The sequence below is a fragment of the Azospirillum palustre genome (assembly GCF_002573965.1).
In the GTDB taxonomy this organism is placed as follows: Bacteria; Pseudomonadota; Alphaproteobacteria; order Azospirillales; family Azospirillaceae; genus Azospirillum; species Azospirillum palustre.
Map to the genome: position 1 here is coordinate 269712 of NZ_PDKW01000042.1, position 18147 is coordinate 287858.

At 70.0% G+C, this 18147-nt stretch carries 11 protein-coding genes; 5 read left to right on the plus strand and 6 right to left on the minus strand.

Features of this window, described 5'->3' with window-relative positions; translation table 11 throughout:
* The first annotated feature begins 6 nt into the window (after positions 1-6).
* Complete coding sequence (locus CRT60_RS19010) at positions 7-1680, plus strand: tetratricopeptide repeat protein (protein WP_098738118.1); 1674 nt, start codon at positions 7-9, stop codon at positions 1678-1680.
* A 7-nt stretch (positions 1681-1687) separates the two neighbouring features.
* Here the strand turns inward: CRT60_RS19010 and CRT60_RS19015 are convergent, their stop codons facing one another.
* The 3 genes from CRT60_RS19015 to CRT60_RS19025 all read right to left on the minus strand — a co-directional run bounded on the left by CRT60_RS19015 (position 1688) and on the right by CRT60_RS19025 (position 8046).
* Complete coding sequence (locus tag CRT60_RS19015; RefSeq protein WP_244592614.1) at positions 1688-5179, minus strand: indolepyruvate ferredoxin oxidoreductase family protein; 3492 nt, start codon at positions 5177-5179, stop codon at positions 1688-1690.
* Positions 5180-5350: 171 nt separating this feature from the next.
* Positions 5351-6988 carry a GMC family oxidoreductase gene (locus tag CRT60_RS19020; RefSeq protein WP_098738732.1) on the minus strand — a complete coding sequence of 546 codons (1638 nt, stop codon included), beginning with the start codon at positions 6986-6988 and terminating at the stop codon, positions 5351-5353.
* Positions 6989-7137: 149 nt separating this feature from the next.
* Positions 7138-8046: a LysR family transcriptional regulator gene (locus tag CRT60_RS19025; protein ID WP_098738120.1), complete on the minus strand. Its 909-nt coding sequence runs from the start codon at positions 8044-8046 to the stop codon at positions 7138-7140.
* Between the two features lie 121 nt (positions 8047-8167).
* Between CRT60_RS19025 and CRT60_RS19030 the strand changes: the two genes are divergently transcribed.
* Both CRT60_RS19030 and CRT60_RS19035 read left to right on the plus strand, forming a co-directional pair.
* Entirely contained in the window at positions 8168-8812 is a 645-nt protein-coding gene (locus tag CRT60_RS19030; RefSeq protein ID WP_098738733.1) for a DsbA family protein, read from the plus strand.
* Positions 8813-8853: 41 nt separating this feature from the next.
* Positions 8854-9777: an MBL fold metallo-hydrolase gene (locus CRT60_RS19035; RefSeq protein ID WP_098738121.1), complete on the plus strand. Its 924-nt coding sequence runs from the start codon at positions 8854-8856 to the stop codon at positions 9775-9777.
* Between the two features lie 19 nt (positions 9778-9796).
* Here CRT60_RS19035 and CRT60_RS19040 read toward each other — a convergent pair whose 3' ends face one another.
* From CRT60_RS19040 to CRT60_RS19050, 3 genes are all read right to left on the minus strand, one after another.
* Complete coding sequence (locus tag CRT60_RS19040; protein ID WP_098738122.1) at positions 9797-10678, minus strand: DMT family transporter; 882 nt, start codon at positions 10676-10678, stop codon at positions 9797-9799.
* Between the two features lie 23 nt (positions 10679-10701).
* Complete coding sequence (locus CRT60_RS19045; protein WP_244592615.1) at positions 10702-13281, minus strand: cation:proton antiporter; 2580 nt, start codon at positions 13279-13281, stop codon at positions 10702-10704.
* Positions 13282-13382: 101 nt separating this feature from the next.
* On the minus strand, positions 13383-14297 hold the full coding sequence (locus tag CRT60_RS19050) for a LysR family transcriptional regulator (protein ID WP_098738734.1): 915 nt from the start codon (positions 14295-14297) through the stop codon (positions 13383-13385).
* A gap of 241 nt (positions 14298-14538) precedes the next feature.
* Between CRT60_RS19050 and clpB the strand changes: the two genes are divergently transcribed.
* Positions 14539-17223 (plus strand): ATP-dependent chaperone ClpB, encoded by a 2685-nt coding sequence (gene clpB / locus CRT60_RS19055; RefSeq protein WP_098738124.1) that lies wholly within the window; start codon positions 14539-14541, stop codon positions 17221-17223.
* A gap of 124 nt (positions 17224-17347) precedes the next feature.
* On the plus strand, positions 17348-18142 hold the full coding sequence (locus CRT60_RS19060) for an SDR family oxidoreductase (RefSeq protein WP_098738125.1): 795 nt from the start codon (positions 17348-17350) through the stop codon (positions 18140-18142).
* Positions 18143-18147: the final 5 nt, after the last annotated feature.

Genomic DNA, 18147 nt, shown 5'->3' on the forward strand with positions numbered 1-18147 from the left:
CCCGCGATGACCACCGTATCCGAAGCCTTGCGCATCGCCGTCGGCCTGCACCAGGGCAACCGGCTGGCCGAGGCGGCGGACATCTACCGGAAGATCATCCAGGCCGCACCCGAGGTGGCCGATGCGTGGCATCTGCTGGGCGTGCTGCATCACCAGTCGGGCGAGCATGCCGAAGCGGTGCGGCTGATCGGCGAGGCAATCAGGCGGGACCCGCTCTGCGCCGCCTACCGCGACAATCTGGGATCGGCGCTGCGGGCGGCGACGCAGGCGGACCGGGCGGCCGGTCAGCATCGGGCGGCGATGGCGCTCGACCCCGCCTGGGTCAAGCCGTTCGGCAACCTCGCCGGCGCTTTGACCGACCTTGGCGACGGGGCCGGGGCGGCCGAAGCGCTGCGCCGGGCCCTGCGGCTGGCGCCGGATACCGAAAGCTTCCTGCGGCGGCTCGGCGACTGTCTCTATGCCCAGGATCGCACCGCGGAGGCCGAGGCGCAGTACCGGCGGCTGGACGCGCTCCAGCCCGGCCGGCCCGACTGCCTGTACCGTCTCGGCCTGTGCCGGCTGGCGGCGAGCCGGGTGATGGGCGTCGCGCTCGCCGCTGCCGGCCGGCTGGTCGACCGGGCGGCCCTGGGCGAGGCCATCGCCGCCTTCGGCCGTGCCGCCGACGGCGGGCACGGCGATGCATGCCGGAACCTGTTCGGGACGGCGGTGGTCGCGGTTCAGACCGGCGTGATGGATGACGCATTGCTGGAGCGGGTCGCCGCCGCCGCCCGCCGCCGGCTGATGGCGGAGCCGCGCGACAGCGTCGCCCTGTCGGTGGTCTGCTACGCCCTCTACCGGCGGCAGCGGCTCGCCCTTGCCGAGCGCTATTTCCGCAAGTTCGCCCGCCATTGGACGGCGGAGGACATCGCTGCCGATTTCGAGATGCTGCTGTGGTCGATGGTGCGCGGCGGGCCGGCCTTCTTCGAAGCGCTGGCCGCCGAGCCGCCGGCCTGTTTCGCCCGTGCCGCCCGCCGCATGCCGGTGGCCGCGAAGTCCGATGGCCGGCCGATCCTGCTGGTCGGCTGCGACGGCGATTACTGGCGGCGCTTTGGCGCCGGCTTCCTTGAGACATGGCAGGACAAGGCCGCGTCCTGCGTCCTGCATGTTCATGTCGTGAACCCGCCGGCCGATGTCGAAGCGGAGCTGATCCGGCTGGCGGGCGGCGGCCTGCCGCTGTCCGTCTCCTTCGAGGCCGTCGATCTGAGCGCCCTGCCGGAGCCGGTGCGGCTGACCTATTACGCCTCCGCCCGGTTCGCGGTGACGCAGCAGCTTCTGCGGGCCGGGGCTGGGCCGGTGATCCAGATCGATGTCGATGCACTGCTGCTCGCCGATCCCGGCCTCGCCATGGCGGCGTGGCCGTCCTGGGACGTGGCGGTGATGCAGGACCGCCGGGGCCGCGGGCCGACCCGCGATTTCCTCGCCGGCTTCCTCGCCTTCAACCGCACACCGGCGGCGCAGCGCTACCTCGACCTCGTCGTCGCCTATATCGGCCGGCATTTCGACGAGGGCCGGGCCTTCTGGGGGCTGGATCAGGCGGCCCCCTACTGCACCCACGACCATCTGGTCCGCAGCGGCGGGGCGCCGGCCCTGATCCGCTTCGACTTCGAAGCCTTCCCCTTCCTGCATTTCCTCGAAAAGTAAGGCGTCTTCACGCCGCCTGCGCCGTCCGCTCCCGCAGCCGCTGCTCCAGCGCCCGCCAGCGCGGTTCCACCGCCTCCATCGCGCGGTGCTTGACCGGGCCGAAGCCGCGGATCTCCTGCGGCAGGGCCGCCAACTCCACCGCGGTGGCGAGGCGGCCGGCCGACAGACGCTCGGCGATCTCCGCCACGGTGGCCTCGTAGCGGACGACCAGCGCGCGTTCCATCTTGCGCTCCGCCGTATAGCCGAACGGGTCGAGCGCCGTGCCGCGCAGTTTTTTCATCGCCGCCAGCCCGCGGAACACCGGCAGGATCCAGGCGCCCAGCACCATTTTGCGCGGCTCGCTATAGCCGTTGGTGTCGCGCGACAGCAGCGGCGGGGCGAGGTGGAAGACCGGCTTCCAGTCGCCCTCGAACCGGTCCTCCAGGCTCTTGGCAAAGGCCGGATCGCTGTGCAGGCGGGCGACCTCATACTCGTCCTTGTAGCCCATCAGTTTGAAAGCGCTGCGCGCCACCGCCTCGGCCAGCGCGGTCGATCCGGGGGCGACGCGGGCCTCCGCCTGCCGCGCCCGCTCCACCAGCGCGCGGTAGCGGTCGGCATAGGTGCGGTCCTGATAGTCGGCGAGGAACGCCGCCCGCCGCTCGACGATGCCGGCGAGGTCGGTGGCCGGCGCCTCCTCCTCCGCGCCCAGTATCGCCAGCAGTTCCGGCCGGTGTGCGGCGAGGCGGCCGAAGGCGAAGGCGCATAGGTTGGCTGGCACGCCGGTGCCGTTCAGCTCGATGGCGCGGGTCAGCGCCTCCAGCCCGACCGGCAGCAACCCCTTCTGGAAGGCGACGCCCATCAGGAAGACGTTGGCGAGGATGCTGTCGCCGAACAGCGCGGTGACCACCCGGTTGGCGTCCACCACCTCCACCTGCTCGGGTCCGGCGGCACGGCGCAAGCTGCGCAGCAGCGATCCGGCATCGGGCAGTTTGCTGCCGTCACGGGTGAAGGCGCCGGTGGGGGCGACATGGGCGTTCGCCACCACCCGCGTGCGGCCCAGCCGCACCGTCTTCAGCGCGTCGGCCGAGGCAGCGACCACCGTGTCGCAGGCCAGCACCAGCTGCGCCTGTTTCGGGTCGATCCGCGCCTGATTGAGCCGTGCCGCGTCGCCCGCCACCCGCAAATAGCTGTAGACGGCACCGCCCTTCTGCGCGAAGCCCATGAAATCGAGCACCGAGGACGCCTTGCCTTCCAGATGCGCCGCCATCGCCAGCACGGCACCGATGGTGACGACGCCGGTGCCGCCGACGCCGACGATGAGGATTTCCGCCGGGTCGTCCGTGCTGGAAAAATGCGGCAAAGGCAGCGCCGCCAGATCGTCGGTGAAGCGGGCGGCGACCGCATCGGGGTTCGGCTTGCGCAAAGACCCGCCGACCACCGAGACGAAGCTGGGGCAGAAGCCGTCGGCGCAGGAATAGTCCTTGTTGCAGCTGGACTGGTCGATCTGCCGCTTCACCCCGAATTCGGTCTGCTTGGGCTGCACCGACAGGCAGTTCGACTTCTTGCCGCAATCGCCGCAGCCTTCGCAGACCAGATCGTTGATCACCATCCGGCGTGCCGGGTCGGCCATGGTGCCGCGCTTGCGCCGGCGGCGTTTCTCGGCGGCACAGGTCTGCTCATAGACGATGGCGGTGACGCCGGGGATGTCGCGCATCTCGCGCTGGATGGCGTCGAGATCCTCGCGGTGATGCACCGTAGTAAACGGCGCCAGAGCGGACCGGCTGTCGTATTTCTCCGGCGCGTCGCTGACCACGGCGATGCGGGTGATGCCCTCCGCCGCCAACTGGCGGGTGATGGCGTCGACGGAGATCGGGCCGTCCACCGGCTGGCCCCCGGTCATGGCGACGGCGTCGTTGAACAGGATCTTGTAGGTGATGTTGATTTTGGCGGCCACCGCCTGCCGGATCGCCAACAGCCCGGAATGGAAATAGGTGCCCTCGCCCAGATTCTGGAAGATGTGCGGCCGCTTGCTGAAGGGTGCCTGCCCGATCCAGCTGACCCCCTCGCCGCCCATCTGGCTGAGGCCCACCGTGTCGCGGTCCATCCACGACGCCATGAAGTGGCAGCCGATGCCGGCCATCGCCTTGCTGCCCTCCGGCACCTTGGTCGAGCTGTTGTGCGGACAGCCGGAGCAGAAATAAGGCGTGCGGGGCAGGGCAGGGGCTGCGGGCGCCTCGCCCGGCAGCAGCTCCGCCAGCCGGGCGGAAAAATCCCGTTCCGGGAAGCGGTGGCGGATGCGCTCCACCAGCGCCTTGGCGACGATCCAGGGCCGCAACTCGCCGGTGGCGGGCAGGAGATGCGCGCCGAACTCGTCGGTCTTGCCGACGACCGCGCGCGGGCGCTCGCCGGCCGGCAGGTGGAACAGCAGATCCTTCAACTGGCCCTCGACGACGGGAGCCTTCTCCTCGACCACCAGGATTTCCTCCGCCCCCCGCGCGGCGGTCAGGGCGAAGTCGGGCTCCAGCGGCCAGGACAGACCGATCTTGTGGACCGACAAGCCAATTTCAGCGGCCTCCGCCGTGCCGATGCCCAGCAGGCGCAGCGCCTCCATCAGGTCGAGATGCGCCTTGCCGGTGGTGACGATGCGCAGCCAGCCGCCCTTACCAAGTACAGTGCGGTCGATGCGGTTGACGCGGGCGAAGGCCTTCACCGCCGCGATTTTGGCGGCCAGACGCTCCTCGATGGCGAGGCTGGGCAGGTCGGGCCAGCGGTAATGCAAGCCCCCTGGCGGCGGATCGAATGCCACCGGCAGGAAGCCGCGCTCCAGCGACGGCAGCCGGACAGTGGCCGAGCTTTCCACCGATTCCGAGATCGCCTTGAAGCCGACCCACGCCCCGGAAAAGCGCGACAGGGCGTAACCATAGAGACCGAAATCGAGATACTCGCGCACGCCCGACGGGTTCAGGACCGGCATCGACCACGCGATCATCGCAAGGTCGCTCTGGTGCGGCATGCTGGAGGACACGCAGCCATGGTCGTCGCCGGCCACCGCCAGAACCCCGCCGCGCGGCGAGCTGCCATAGGCGTTGGCATGCTTCAGCACGTCGCCGGAGCGGTCCACCCCCGGCCCCTTGCCGTACCACATCCCGAACACGCCATCGACGGTGGCCTCGCCGGAGGATTCGACCTGCTGGGTGCCCATGACGGCGGTGGCGCCCAGATCCTCGTTCACGCCGGGGACGAAGGTGATGGCGTGGGCATCGAGATGTTTGCGCGCCTGCCACAGCGCCTGATCCAGCCCGCCCAGCGGCGAGCCGCGATAGCCGCTGACGAAGCCGGCGGTGTTCAGCCCGGCCCGCCGGTCGCTCTCCGCCTGGAGCAGCAGCAGCCGGACCAGCGCCTGGGTGCCGGACAGATAGACCTGGCCCTCGGCCCGGCTGTAGCGGTCATCCAGGCGATAGCTCCGGTCGATCTCCGCCCGCTCCGCCGTCCCCTGCTCCGGCCGCAGACCTTTCGGCATGCCGTCCATCTCTCGTCCCCTCGGATTTCTTTTCTGAGGACAAGTCTGCGCCTTTCGCAGGCAAATGATTTTGCGGGTTGGTCGGGGATCGGGGGGGTCCGGAAAATCCTGTTGCGGATTGTTGGCTGAGTCAGCGAAAGTTTTGCGCGGTGCCGGCGCGTCCGGGCGGGGCTACTCCCTCAGGGAGGCGCGGCGGTCGGCCCGCATCAGGGCAGCGCCGCGCTCGGCGATCATCACCGTCGGCGTGTTGGTGTTGCCGGAGGTCAGCGTCGGCATCACCGAGGCGTCGATCACCCGGAGGCCGCGCACGCCGCGCACCCGCATCTCCGCATCGGTGACGGCGGTGGCGTCGTCCGCGCCGCCCATCCGGCAGGTGCCGACGGGATGGAAGATGGTGGTGCCGATGTCGCCGGCGGCCTGCGCCAGCTCCTCCTCGGTCTGGAAGCTGGGGCCGGGCTTGTATTCCTGCGGGTGGTAGGGGGCCAGCGCCGGCTGCGAGACGATGCGCCGGGTCAGCGCCAGCGCCTTGGCCGCCTTCGCCCGGTCGGCCGGATCGGACAAATAGCAGGGGGCGATGGCCGGATTGGCGCGGTGATCGGCGCTGGTGATGCGGGTCCAACCGCGCGACGCCGGGCGCAGGTCGCAGACGCTGGCGGTGAAGGCGGGGAAGCCATGCAGCGGATCGCCGAACTTCTCCAGCGACAGCGGCTGCACATGATATTCCAGGTCGGCGCTTTCGACCTCCGGCGAGGATTTGGCGAAGACGCCGAGCTGGCTGGGCGCCATGGTCAGCGGCCCCTTGCGGAACAGCGCATATTCCAACCCCATCATCGCCTTGCCGAACAGGTTGCCTGCCCGCTTGTTCAGCGTGACGATGCCGTCGACCTTGTAGATCATGCGCAGTTGCAGATGGTCCTGCAGATTGGCGCCGACGTCCGGCGCGTCCAGCACCACCGGAATGCCGAGCGACTTCAGATGCGCCGCCGGGCCGATGCCGGAGCGCTGGAGGATCGCCGGGCTGCCGATGGACCCGGCGGCCAGCACCGTCTCGATCTTCGACGCCGCCCGCGCCGGCTGCCCATTGACGGTGAAGCGGATGCCGGTGGCGCGGCCGTCGGCGATCTCCACCCGGTCGATGGCCGCATCGATGGTGAGCTTCAGGTTGGGGCGGTCGAGGGCGGGGCGCAGGAAGGCCTTGGCGGCGCTCCAGCGGATGCCGCCCTTCTGGTTCACCTCGAAGCTGCCGACGCCCAGATTGTCGCCGCGGTTGAAATCGTCATTGCGGGGAATGCCGACCTGCCGCGCCGCCTCGGCGAAGCGGTCGAGCAGGTCCCAGCGCAGCCGCTGCCGCTCCACCCGCCATTCGCCGCCGCTGCCATGCATCTCGTCGGCGCCGCGCCAGTAATCCTCGCTGCCCTTGAAGACCGGCAGCACCTCCTTCCAGCTCCAGCGGCTGTCGCCGGTGAGGGCGGCCCATTCGTCGTAATCGCGCGCCTGACCGCGCATGGCGATCATGCCGTTGATTGAGGAGCAGCCGCCCAGCACCTTGCCGCGGGCATAATGGATGCTGCGGCCGTTCAGCCCCGGCTCGGCCTCCGTCTTGAAACACCAGTCGGTGCGCGGGTTACCGATGCAGAACAGGTAGCCAGCGGGAATGTGCAGCCAGATCCAGCTGTCCTTGCCGCCGGCCTCCAGCAGCAGCACCGAGACGTCGGGATCGGCCGACAGCCGGTTGGCCAGCACGCAGCCGGCCGTGCCGCCCCCGGCGATGATGTAATCGAAGCTGCCGAAGTCGAGCACGCCTGCCATCCCGTCCGCCATCCGCGTCCCTCCCGAGGGATCTGTTGATTTGTCAGGCATATTAGATTGCTGACCGTGCGGACGATCCAGCGAAATTTCGCCGCAGCGGGATCCGTCGCTGCGGACTCCCCGGTCTCCCACCCGCTCCTCGCACCCGCTCACCCCGCCATCCGCCGCCGCTCGCGTTCGGTCAGCAGATCGACGAAGGCCCGAACCTTGGTCGGGCGGAAGCGGGCGGCGGGAAAGACGGCATGGATGCCGCCTGGCGGCAGGCTCCAGCCCGGCAGGAGGCGGACCAACCGGCCGGACGCCAGATCGTCGACCACGCAGTAATCCGGCAGGACCGACAGCCCGGCTCCCTCGCGCACCGCCTCCCGCACGGCGAAGGTGGCGTCCAGCGCGATGGATGCCCGCGGCGACACCGTGCGCACTTCGCCGGTCACGGCGCTGAACTGCCAGCTCAGCGGGGTGCGCAGCACCGTGTTGGCGACGAAGGGCAGGGCGGCAATGTCCTCCGGCCCGGCTTCCTCGCCAATCTGCGCGGCCAGAGAGGGGGTGCCGACCAGAAGCTGGCGGAAGCTGCCGAACTGGCGGGCCTGGAGGCTGGTGTCGGCCAGCCAGCCGACGCGGATGGCGAGATCGAAGGTGCCGCCGACGAGGTCGAGCGACTGGTCGGACAGCGCCATGTCGGCCTTGCAGGCCGGGTGGGCGGCGACGAAGGCGGCGATGGCCGGAACGACCACCGCGACCCCGTAATCGAAGGGGGCGGTCAGCCGCAGCAACCCGGACGGCGCCGCCGCGGTCTCCGCCAGCTCGCCGAAGGCGTCCTCGGCCTCGCGCAGGATCACGACGCAGCGGCGATGGAAGCTCATGCCGGCCTCGGTCGGCCGCACCTTGCGGGTGGTGCGGACCAGCAGGCTGGCGCCGACCTCCTCCTCCAGCTTCGCCACCTGCTGGCTGACCACCGCCTTGGTGATGCCCAACCGCGCCGCCGCCGCGGTGAAGGAGCCGGTTTCGACCACCGCGGCGAAATAGGCGATGCGGTTCAGATGCCTCGGGTCGCTCATCGGACGCCTGACCATTGTTTGCCAATAGCATACGATATGTCGGTTTTGTACCGGCTACCCAGCACAATCGGCCGGGGTTAAGGTCGTTCCATCGCCCCACCGCCAGCCACGGATGCTGTTCATGAGCCGGACCAGGACCGTCACCTATCTGTTCGACCCGCTCTGCGGCTGGTGCTACGGCGCTTCGCCGGCCATGGCGTCGCTGTCGGATGTCGAAGATCTCGCGCTGGAACTGCTGCCGACCGGCCTGTTTTCCGGCGCGGGCGCCCGGCCGCTGGACGACGGCTTCGCCGCTCATGCCTGGGCCTACGACCAGCGCATCCACGCCCTGACCGGGCAGGTCTTCAGCGAACACTACCGCACAGGCGTCCTGGGCGACCGGAGCCAGAGGATCGACAGCGGTCCGGCGACGCTGGCCCTGACGGCGGTCGCGCTGACCGCGCCCGACCGCGAGTTCGCGGCGCTGGCCGCCATCCAGTCGGCGCGCTATGCCGACGGGCTCGACATCACCGCGGCGGCGACGCTGACCGACATCCTGACCGGCCTGGGGCTCGATGCCGCGGCGTCGCTCTTCGCCGAGGGGGCTGATGAGTTGACGGTCGCCGACGCCGCGCGGGTGGAGCGTGGCCGGCAGCTGATGGCGGCTTACCGCGCCAGTGGCGTGCCGACCCTGCTGTTCGACGACGGATCGCACCGGCGCAAACTCGATTCCGAAATCCTCTTCTCCAAGCCCGGCCGGCTGGCCGCCATTCTCAGCGCCGGCTGACTGCGAACACCCAACCCGCACCGAACTCAAGGACATCGACGATGATCACACGCAGGGACCTCCTTGCCACCGCTGCGCATGCCCTGACGCTGGCGGGGGCAGCCACCCTCCTGGCTCCGGCGGGCGCGCTTGCCGCCACGCCGACGCCGTCTGCTGCTCCGCTGAACTGGCGGGCATTTCCGGCCGGTGACAGCGGCTTCTTCCGCGCTCCGGTCCTGCTGTCCGGCAGCCGCGAAGCGATCCTGATCGACGGCGGCTTCACCCTGTCCGACGGCAAGGCGCTGGCCGAAGGCATCAAGGCGACCGGCAAGACGCTGACGACCATCTATGTCAGCCAGAGCGATCCCGATTACTATTTCAGCCTGGGTCCCGTGCGGGCGGCCTTCCCCGATGCCCGCATCATCGCCGCCTCGGCCACTGTCGAGGCGATCAAGGGCAATGTCGAAAAGAAGCTCGCGGTCTGGGGACCGACCTTGAAGGAGAACGGCCCGCAGACCCTGGCCGATGTGGTGATGCCGCAACCCTTCGACGCTGCCGCACTGATGCTGGAAGGCCAGACCATCGAAATCGTCGATCTCCAGGGGATGGCGAACCGCCGGTACCTGTGGGTGCCGTCGCTGCGCGCCGTCTTCGGTGGAGTGCTGGTGACGTCGGGATTGCATGTCTGGACCGCCGATACCCCGACGGCGGAGGCGCGGGCCGCCTGGGTGAAGGCGCTGGACGCCATGGCCGCCCGCAATCCGGCTGCGGTGGTCGCCGGCCATGCCGCGCCGGGCGCCGCATCCGATGCAACCGCCATCGCCTACACCAAGGCCTATCTCCTGGCCTTCGAGGAGGAGCTTGCCAAAGCGAAGACGAGCGCCGATCTGATCGCCGCCATGAAGCGGCGCTACCCCAACGCCGAAAAGGCAATCTCGCTCGAAATCGGTGCCAAGGTGGCGACCGGCGAGATGAAGTGGGGCTGACGCTCCACCGTCTCCACCCTCACTTCCGGTTCACCAGAGCCACGCCGCAGACCGCCACCGCCATCCCGGCCAATGCTGCGACGCCCAGCTTCTCGCCGAACAGCATCCAGGCGACCAGGGCCGTCACCGGCGGGGTCAGGTAGAACAGGCTGGCGACCTTGGCCGCCGCACCGCGGCGGATCAGGGCGAACAGCAGAAAGATGGCGCCGACCGACAGCACGAAGCAGAGCCACAGCAGGGCGAAGATGAACTCGCCCGTCCACTGCACCTGCATCGTTTCGGTCAGCGGGGCGACCACAGCCAGGACGACTGCGGTGGCGGCATATTGGATGGCGGTGCCGCTGCGCAGATCCATGCCGCCGCCGTGGCGCTTCTGGTACAGCGTGCCGAGCGTGATCCCGACCAGCGCCGCCATGGCATAGCCGATGCCGACCAGGTGCTCGGCGTCGACCGACAGCTTCTCGCGCACCACCAGCCCGACGCCGGCAAGGCCGAGCAGCAGGCCGACCCATTGCCGGCCGCTGACCCGTTCGCCCAGCAGCGGGCCGGACAGGGCGGCGGTCAGCAGCGGCTGGATACCGACGATCAGCGCCGTGACGCCGGCCGGCAGACCATGGGCGATGGCGAGGAAGACGCCGCTGAGATAGACGCCGTGCACCAGCAGCCCGGCCAGCGCGATCCGCCCGGCGGTCGCCCAGTCCTTCGGCCAGGGCGCCCGGCTCGCCAGCGCCACCAGCGCCAGCACCACGGCGACCAGCCCCAGCCGGATCAGCAGGAAGGTCAGAGGCTCCACATAAGGCAGGCCGTATTTCGCACCGATGAAGCCGGTGCTCCACAGCAGCACGAAAAGGCCCGGCATCAGGCGCAGCCAGGTCTGGCCGCCCGTCGCGGTCCCGCTCATCTCCAAAATCCTTCCCCGTCCGGTCAGCTCACCGCCGGAACGGCCGGAGACGACTGGGTCGGCTGGCGGCGCGCTTCGGCGACCGCCTGGATGTGGGACTGCAAATCCGCGTCCTTCTGCACCAGCCGGCGGAAATCCTTCTCATCCAACACCAGCAATTGGCAATAGCCCAGCGCCCGCACGTCTGCATTGCGCCGCTGGCGGGACAGGAGCGCCATCTCGCCGAAGAAGTCGCCGGTGCCGAGCTTCACCGGCTCCGCCAGCATCGGCACCAGCACCTCGACGGCACCCGACGCGATGAAGAACATCGCGTCGCCGCGCTCGCCCTTGCGCACGATGGTCTCGCCCGGCAGCGCAAGCTGGGCGCGCAGCAGCGTGGCGATGGTTGCCACCCGCTCCGCCGGCAGTTCGGCGAACAGCGGCACGCGGCGCACCAGCTCCGCCACGTCGAAGCGGACGTCCAGCTTCGGCAACCGCTCCAGCACCCGGCGCCGCTGTTCCAAATCGCGCTCCAAGTCGGTCAGCACCTCCTGGCTGATGATCGATTCGGCGTGCATGGCGCGGTATTCGGCATGCTCCAGCCGCAGCGCGGCCCGGCCGACATATCGGCTCTGCAGCACCACCGCGTAGTCGGGATATTGCAGCTTAAGAGCCGCCAGCGCCTGCTCGACGATGCCGAGCCGGCCGACCAGCATGCCCTCCAGCTCGAACGCCACCTCCTGGCCCAGCACGCGGGCCAGCCGGTCGCGGGTGAAGGCCAGCAGCTCGCGCAGCACCGTGCGCACGGCGACCAGCACCTCGAACCGCATCGACAGCCGCCGGGCCAGCGGGCTGTGGATGCCGAAGCGGCGTTGCAGCCAGCTGGCGGTCCGCATCCAGGGGGAGAAGGCGATGAACGGCTCCTCGAAGGCGCGATAGCCGTTGCGGCCCTGGCTCTTGACCGCGTCGAGCAGGCGCCCGCTGCGGCCGGCCAGCATCTCCATCACCGCGCGCGACACCACCCCTTCGGAGAAGTGGGCGTAATAGAGTTCTTCCTCGCGGTTCACCAGGATGACGAGGCCGATGGTGACGCGGTCCTCGTCGGTCAGCTTGGCCTCCTCCTGGCTGTCGCGGTCGATTTTCTTCAGCCGCTCCTCGTAGCGGGCGATCATCACGTCCTTGACCGCGCCGTCGACCTCATAGGTCTGGGCGACGGCGGAGACGCGGTCGCGGATGCTGTCGGTGGACAGCGCCAGCGCCCGGTTGCGCATGGCGCGCTCCACCGGCGTCAGCTCGTCCAGCTTCAAGAGGCGGATCAGCCAGCGCAGCGTGGTGCCGTTGACGAACAGCGTGACGAAGACGAAGCCGGTGACCATCACCGCGATGAAGCTCTGGAGCTTGTCGGGCACCCGGAAATTCTCGGTCACCGCCAGGGCCAGCGTCAGCGACACCGCCCCACGCATGCCGCCCCACAGCATCACCGACTTGTAGGAATTGCTGACCTTCTGCGCCAGCCCGGCCCAGGACAGCACCGGCAGCAGCCCGAACAGCACCACCGCGCGCGCGGCGAAGGCCGCCAGCACCACCACCACCACCAGCCCGACCTCCGCCCAGCCGGCATCGGCCAGCAGGCGCGGCACCAGGATGGCGGTCAGCAGGAAGATCATGGAGTTGGCCCAAAAGCCCAGCTGCTGCCAGACATGCTCCATGGCGCCCCAGGTGGCCGGGGAGATGCGGGTGCGCCCGACCGACCCGATGACCAGCGCCGAGGTCACCGTCGCCACCACGCCCGACGCGCCGACATAATGGTCGGCCAGAACATAGGACAGGTAGGCCAGCGCCACCGTCAGCGTGATCTCCGCCATCGGCTGGTTGCGCACCGGCTCCACCAGCATGCAGACGATGCGGCCGCAGACATAGCCGGTGACGACGCCGCCGGAGAAGTCGCGCAGGAAATCCACCGCCGCCGCCGCCGCCCCGCCGTGGGAGGTGCGCGTCAGCATTTCCAGCAGCAGGGTGAAGAGCGCGATGGCCGCGGCGTCGTTCAGCAGGCTCTCGCCCTCGACCAGCGTGGTCAGCCGTCTCGGCGCGCCCAGGTCGCGGAAGATGCCGATCACCGCCGCCGGGTCGGTTGAGGCGACGATGGCGCCCAGCAGCAGGCAGGCGACCAGCGGCAGCGGGGTGAACAGGTTGACGGCATAGCCGACGGCGAAGGTGCAGACGAAGACCGCCACCACCGCCATCAGCAGGATCGGCCCCAGATCCTCGAACAGCCGCCGCACATCGACCGCCAGCGCCGTTTCGAACAGCAGGATCGGCAGGAAGACGTGCAGAAGCACGTCGGACGAGACGTCCAGCTCGGCCAGCGAATTCAGGAAGTCGTGCAGCGGATCCTTGCCCGGCCCGGCGAAGGTCTGGATCACGGCCCCCAGCGCCACGCCGACGCCGGCCAGCAGCACCGTATAGGGCATCTGGAAGCGGGCAGCGAGGGGCGGCAGGAAACTGACGAGGGCGAGAAGCCCGGCGACGCCGAGGACTTGAATGACGATGTCGTGCATGGTTCCACGGAACGGCTGCGGCGTGGGCTGCACGGTATCGCCGCACTGTGGCGGGGGCAAGGCCATGGGCCGTGGATTCCTGCGGCAAAAATGGTCCGCAGCGATGCGCCGGCCGGCAGCAGGGGGGTATGCCGCTCTCACGTATTCCCCCTCCCTTTATCCGGGCCTCACCGCCAGCCGCCGTCCTGCGTCAGGCCGGACAGGATGTCCGACAGGATGGCGTGGGTGGCGCGGGCGGCGGCCGACATCGGCCGGCCGGCGGCATGGGCCAGCAGGATGGTCCGGTCGATCTGCGGATCGGCGATCGGCAGGCCGGTCAGCCGCTCCGCCGCCACGCCGTGGCGTGCCACCCGGTCCGACAGCACGGTATAGCCGCAGCCTTCCGCCACCAGCGCCTTGATCTGCTCCAGCGCGTCGATCTCCAGCGCCACGGTGACGCTTGCCCGCGCCAGCAGGGCGGCATGCTCCACCTCCTCGCGCACGCCGTGCGGGCGGCCGGGCAGGATCAGCGGCAGGGAGAGCGCTTCGGCGAAGGGGATGGCGCTGCGGCCGCGCAGCAGCGGGTCGTCGGCCGGCCCAACCAGATGCAGCTTCTCCCGCGCCACCAGCTCGGTCTCCAGCCCGCCCATCTCCTTGGTGCCGAACACCAGCGCGAGGTCGAGCTGCCCCGACAGCACCCATTCCAGCATGTGGCCGGACAGCCCCTCCACCACCCGCAGCCTGATCTGCGGATGGGTGCGCCGCACCGCCAGCGCCAGCGGCACGGTCAGCACCGGCCCCAGCGAGGTCGGAATGCCGACGGTGGCCGGACCCGCCGGCACCGCCTCCACCGCCCTGACCTCGTCGCGCAGCCCGTCCATCTGGCCGATCAGCGCCGCCGCCCGCTGCGCCAGCCGCCGCCCGCTTTCCGTCGGTACCACGCCGCGCGCCGTGCGCAGCACCAGCTGGCAGCCGAAATCCTCCTCCAGCCGCTTCAGATGCAGGCTGAGCGCCGGCTGCGCCACCCGCAGCGTATCCGCCGCGCGGGAGATCGAGCCATGCTCGACGATGCCCAGGAAATAGCGAAGCTGCCGCACATCCATCCCGCCGGACCCCTTGCCGTCCATACCATGGCGCTATGAAAGGGGCGGCGGGGATCGTGTGTCAATATGGCCGCGCCGTCCATGCGGCCGGATGCATCTCCTCGCGGGTCCCCCTCTTGATCGCCGCAAATCCGTTAACCATTTACCCATCAGGCACCGGGCGGTCGCGCATTTTGCGGACTGCGGAGGCGCCGTTCCGCGCCGGATGACTGGGCGGAAGACCATGGAAACGGAGTGCCGGATGGACTTCGGTCAATTCACCGATCGTGCGCGCAGCGTCATTCAGGCCGCGCAGATCGCCGCCCTTGCCGAGCGGCATCAACAGCTTCTCCCCGAACATCTGCTGAAGGCCCTGATCGACGAGGGCAGCGGCGTGGCGGCGCGTCTGGTGCGCGACACCGGCGGCGACCCCGATCTGCTGAAATCCGCGACCGAGGAGCAGCTGTCCCGCGCGCCGGTCCAGGCCGGCGCCAACGACGGTCCGCAGCCGCTCTACATGTCGCCGGCGCTGGCCGCCGTGTTGCAGGGCGCCGTCGCCTCGGCCCGTACCGGCGGCGACCGCTTCGTCACCGCCGAACGCCTGCTGGAGAGCCTTGCCCGTCAGAGCGGTCCGCTGCGCGCGCTGTTCCGCCGCGCCGGCGTCGATGCCGACGCGCTGGCCGCCGCCGCCGATGCCCAGCGCAAGGACCATCCCGCCGACGCCGAGACCGAGACGACGGCCGGCGAGGCGCTGGCCCGCTACACCCGCGACCTGACCGAAGAGGCGCGGCAGGGCCGGCTCGACCCGGTCATCGGCCGTGACGACGAGATTCGCCGCACCATCCAGGTGCTGGCTCGCCGCACCAAGAACAACCCCGTCCTGATCGGCGACCCCGGTGTCGGCAAGACCGCCGTGGTCGAGGGGTTGGCCCAGCGCCTGGCCTCCGGCGACGTGCCGGAAGGGCTGAAGGACCGCCGCGTCCTGTCGCTCGACCTCACGGCACTGCTGGCCGGCGCCAAGTTCCGCGGCGAGTTCGAGGAGCGGCTGAAGTCTGTGTTGAGCGAGGTGCAGGAGGCCAACGGCCGCATCATCCTGTTCATCGACGAGCTGCACACGCTGATCGGCGCCGGCCGCACCGACGGGGCGATGGACGCCGCCAACATGCTGAAGCCCGCGCTGGCGCGTGGCGAGCTGCGCTGCGTCGGCGCCACCACGCCGGACGAGTACCGCAAATACATCGAGAAGGACGCCGCGCTGGCCCGCCGCTTCCAGCCGGTGACGGTGGACGAGCCGTCGGCCGACGACGCGGTGTCGATCCTGCGCGGCATCAAGGGCAAGTACGAGGTCCATCACGGCGTGCGCATCGCCGACGCGGCGGTGGTCGCGGCGGTCAGCCTGTCGGCGCGCTACATCGGCGACCGCCGGCTGCCTGACAAGGCCATCGACCTCGTCGACGAGGCGGCGAGCCGCCTGCGCATGGCCATCGACAGCAAGCCGGAGGCGCTCGATGCCGTCGACCGCCGCGTCGCCCAGCTGAAGATCGAGCGCGAGGCGCTGAAGGCCGAGCCGGACGCCGCCTCACAGGAACGCCTGCATGTGCTGGACGGCGAACTGGTCGAAGCGGAAGCCCGCCAGACCTCGATGGAGGAGGAGTGGCGCGCCTCGCAGTCCCGCCGCACCGAGGGCCGCCGCCTGAAGGAAGAGCTTGACCAAGCCCGCACGAAGCTGGAGCGCGCCCAGCGCGACGGCGACTGGGCCAAGGCCGGCGAGCTTGCCTATGGCGTGGTGCCCGATCTGGAGAAGCGTCTGGCCGAGGCCGAATCGCGCGCCAGTGCCGAGCGTGACGAGGTGACGGCCAAGGACATCGGCGCCGTCGTCACCCGCTGGACCGGTATCCCGGTCGAGCGGATGCTGGAAGGCGAACGCCAGCGGCTGAAGGGCATGGAGGACAAGCTGGGTGAGCGCGTCGTCGGCCAGAAAGAGGCGGTGCGCGCGGTGTCCAAGGCGGTGCGGCGCGCCCGTGCCGGGTTGAAGGACCCCAGCCGCCCGACCGGCTCCTTCCTGTTTCTGGGGCCGACCGGCGTCGGCAAGACCGAGCTGGCCAAGGCGCTGGCGTCCTTCCTGTTCGACGACGAGACGGCGATCACCCGGCTCGACATGTCGGAGTACATGGAGAAGCACGCGGTCAGCCGCATGATCGGCTCGCCGCCGGGCTATGTCGGTTATGACGACGGCGGCTCGCTGGCGGAACGCATCCGGCGCCGGCCCTATCAGGTCGTGCTGCTGGACGAGGTGGAGAAGGCGCATCCCGACGTGCTGAACGTCCTGTTGCAGGCGCTCGACGACGGGCGGCTGACCGACGGGCAGGGCCGCACCGCCGACTTCCGCCACGCCATTCTCATCATGACCTCCAACTTGGGGGCCGAGGCGCTGAGCGCCTTGGGCGACGACGAGGACATGGCCGGTGTGACGGTGGAGGTGATGGATGCGGTGCGCAAGGCCTTCCGGCCGGAGTTCCTCAACCGGCTGGACGATGTCCTGATCTTCCGCAGGCTGGGCCGGGACCAGATGTCGCGGATCGTCGACATCCAGCTGTCCCGCGTCAACGAGCGGCTGGCCGAGCGTGGCGTCACCCTGGCGGCGGATGCGGCTGCCAAGCGGCGGCTGGGCGATCTGGGCTGGGATCCGGCCTTCGGCGCCCGCCCGTTGAAGCGGGCCATCCAGGGCCTTGTCGAGGATCCCATCGCCGAGCGTCTGCTCGACGAGGAGGTGGAGGGCAAGACCACCATGACCCTGTCGGTGGTCGACGGCCAGCTGGCTCTGGACGGCGTGGTGGTCGAGGAGGACCGGGCGCACGGCTTCAAGGCGCCGGAACGCCCGCCGCTCGGCTTCGCCCTGCCGCCGGTGGCGAGTTCCGCCGCCCGCCGCGAGGCCTCTGTCCACTGACCGGATGACGCGTGATGGGGAAGGGGGCGCAGGCTTTGCGCCCCTTTTCCATTTCCGGGGCTGCCCTTGGGCTGCTGCGTCTGCTAAATGACCGTTGCAACGCCGCACCGGACAGGGGGCAGAGATGACCGCGACGACTCCTTCCAATTTGGCCTACCTGTCGACTTTTTCGCTGGCCGGTCAGGTGGCGCTCGTCACCGGCTCGGGGCGCGGGCTGGGGCTTGAGATCGCACGGGCGCTGGCCGGCTCGGGCGCACATGTGCTGCTGAACGGCCGCGACGCCGCGACGCTGGAGGCCCGGGTCGCCGAGATTGAGGCCACTGGCGGCAGCGCGTCGGCGCTGGCCTTCGACGTGGCGGACCGGGCGGCGGTGCGCGACGCCTTCGCGCGGATCGACCGCGAGCATGGCCGGCTCGACGTGCTGGTCCAGAATGTCGGGCAGCGCAACCGCAAGCCGCTGGCCGACCTGACCGACGAAGAGATCACCAGCCTTCTTGACGTCGATCTGGCGTCCAGTCTGATCCTGGCGCGGGAGGCGGCGCGGCTGATGCTGCCGCGCAGGCGTGGCCGGCTGATCGCCGTCACCTCCGTCGCCGGGCAGATCGCGCGGGCCAACGACAGCGTCTATGCCGCGGCGAAGGCCGGGCTGAACGGCATGGTGCGGGCGCTGGCCGCCGAATACGGCGCGCAGGGCCTGACCAGTAATGCCATCGCGCCCGGCTTTTTCGCAACCGAAACGAATGCGGCGATTGCCGGCGATCCTGAACGCGGCGCCTATTTCGCCAACCGCACGCCGCTGCGCCGCTGGGGCCGGCCGGAGGAGATCGCCGGGGCGGCGGTGTTCCTGGCCTCGGCCGCCGCGTCCTACGTCAACGGCCATGTCCTGGTCGTCGATGGCGGCGCCACCATCTTGATGTAAGCCGC

Excerpts from the sequence above, each read along its gene's own strand:
- CRT60_RS19060 (WP_098738125.1), top strand. The coding sequence starts at position 17,348 with ATGACCGCGACGACTCCTTCCAATTTGGCCTACCTGTCGACTTTTTCG.
- CRT60_RS19020 (WP_098738732.1), bottom strand. The coding sequence starts at position 6,988 with ATGGCAGGCGTGCTCGACTTCGGCAGCTTCGATTACATCATCGCCGGG.
- CRT60_RS19025 (WP_098738120.1), bottom strand. The coding sequence starts at position 8,046 with ATGAGCGACCCGAGGCATCTGAACCGCATCGCCTATTTCGCCGCGGTG.
- CRT60_RS19035 (WP_098738121.1), top strand. The coding sequence starts at position 8,854 with ATGATCACACGCAGGGACCTCCTTGCCACCGCTGCGCATGCCCTGACG.
- CRT60_RS19015 (WP_244592614.1), bottom strand. The coding sequence starts at position 5,179 with ATGCCGAAAGGTCTGCGGCCGGAGCAGGGGACGGCGGAGCGGGCGGAG.
- CRT60_RS19010 (WP_098738118.1), top strand. The coding sequence starts at position 7 with ATGACCACCGTATCCGAAGCCTTGCGCATCGCCGTCGGCCTGCACCAG.
- clpB (WP_098738124.1), top strand. The coding sequence starts at position 14,539 with ATGGACTTCGGTCAATTCACCGATCGTGCGCGCAGCGTCATTCAGGCC.
- CRT60_RS19050 (WP_098738734.1), bottom strand. The coding sequence starts at position 14,297 with ATGGATGTGCGGCAGCTTCGCTATTTCCTGGGCATCGTCGAGCATGGC.
- CRT60_RS19045 (WP_244592615.1), bottom strand. The coding sequence starts at position 13,281 with ATGGCCTTGCCCCCGCCACAGTGCGGCGATACCGTGCAGCCCACGCCG.
- CRT60_RS19040 (WP_098738122.1), bottom strand. The coding sequence starts at position 10,678 with ATGAGCGGGACCGCGACGGGCGGCCAGACCTGGCTGCGCCTGATGCCG.
- CRT60_RS19030 (WP_098738733.1), top strand. The coding sequence starts at position 8,168 with ATGAGCCGGACCAGGACCGTCACCTATCTGTTCGACCCGCTCTGCGGC.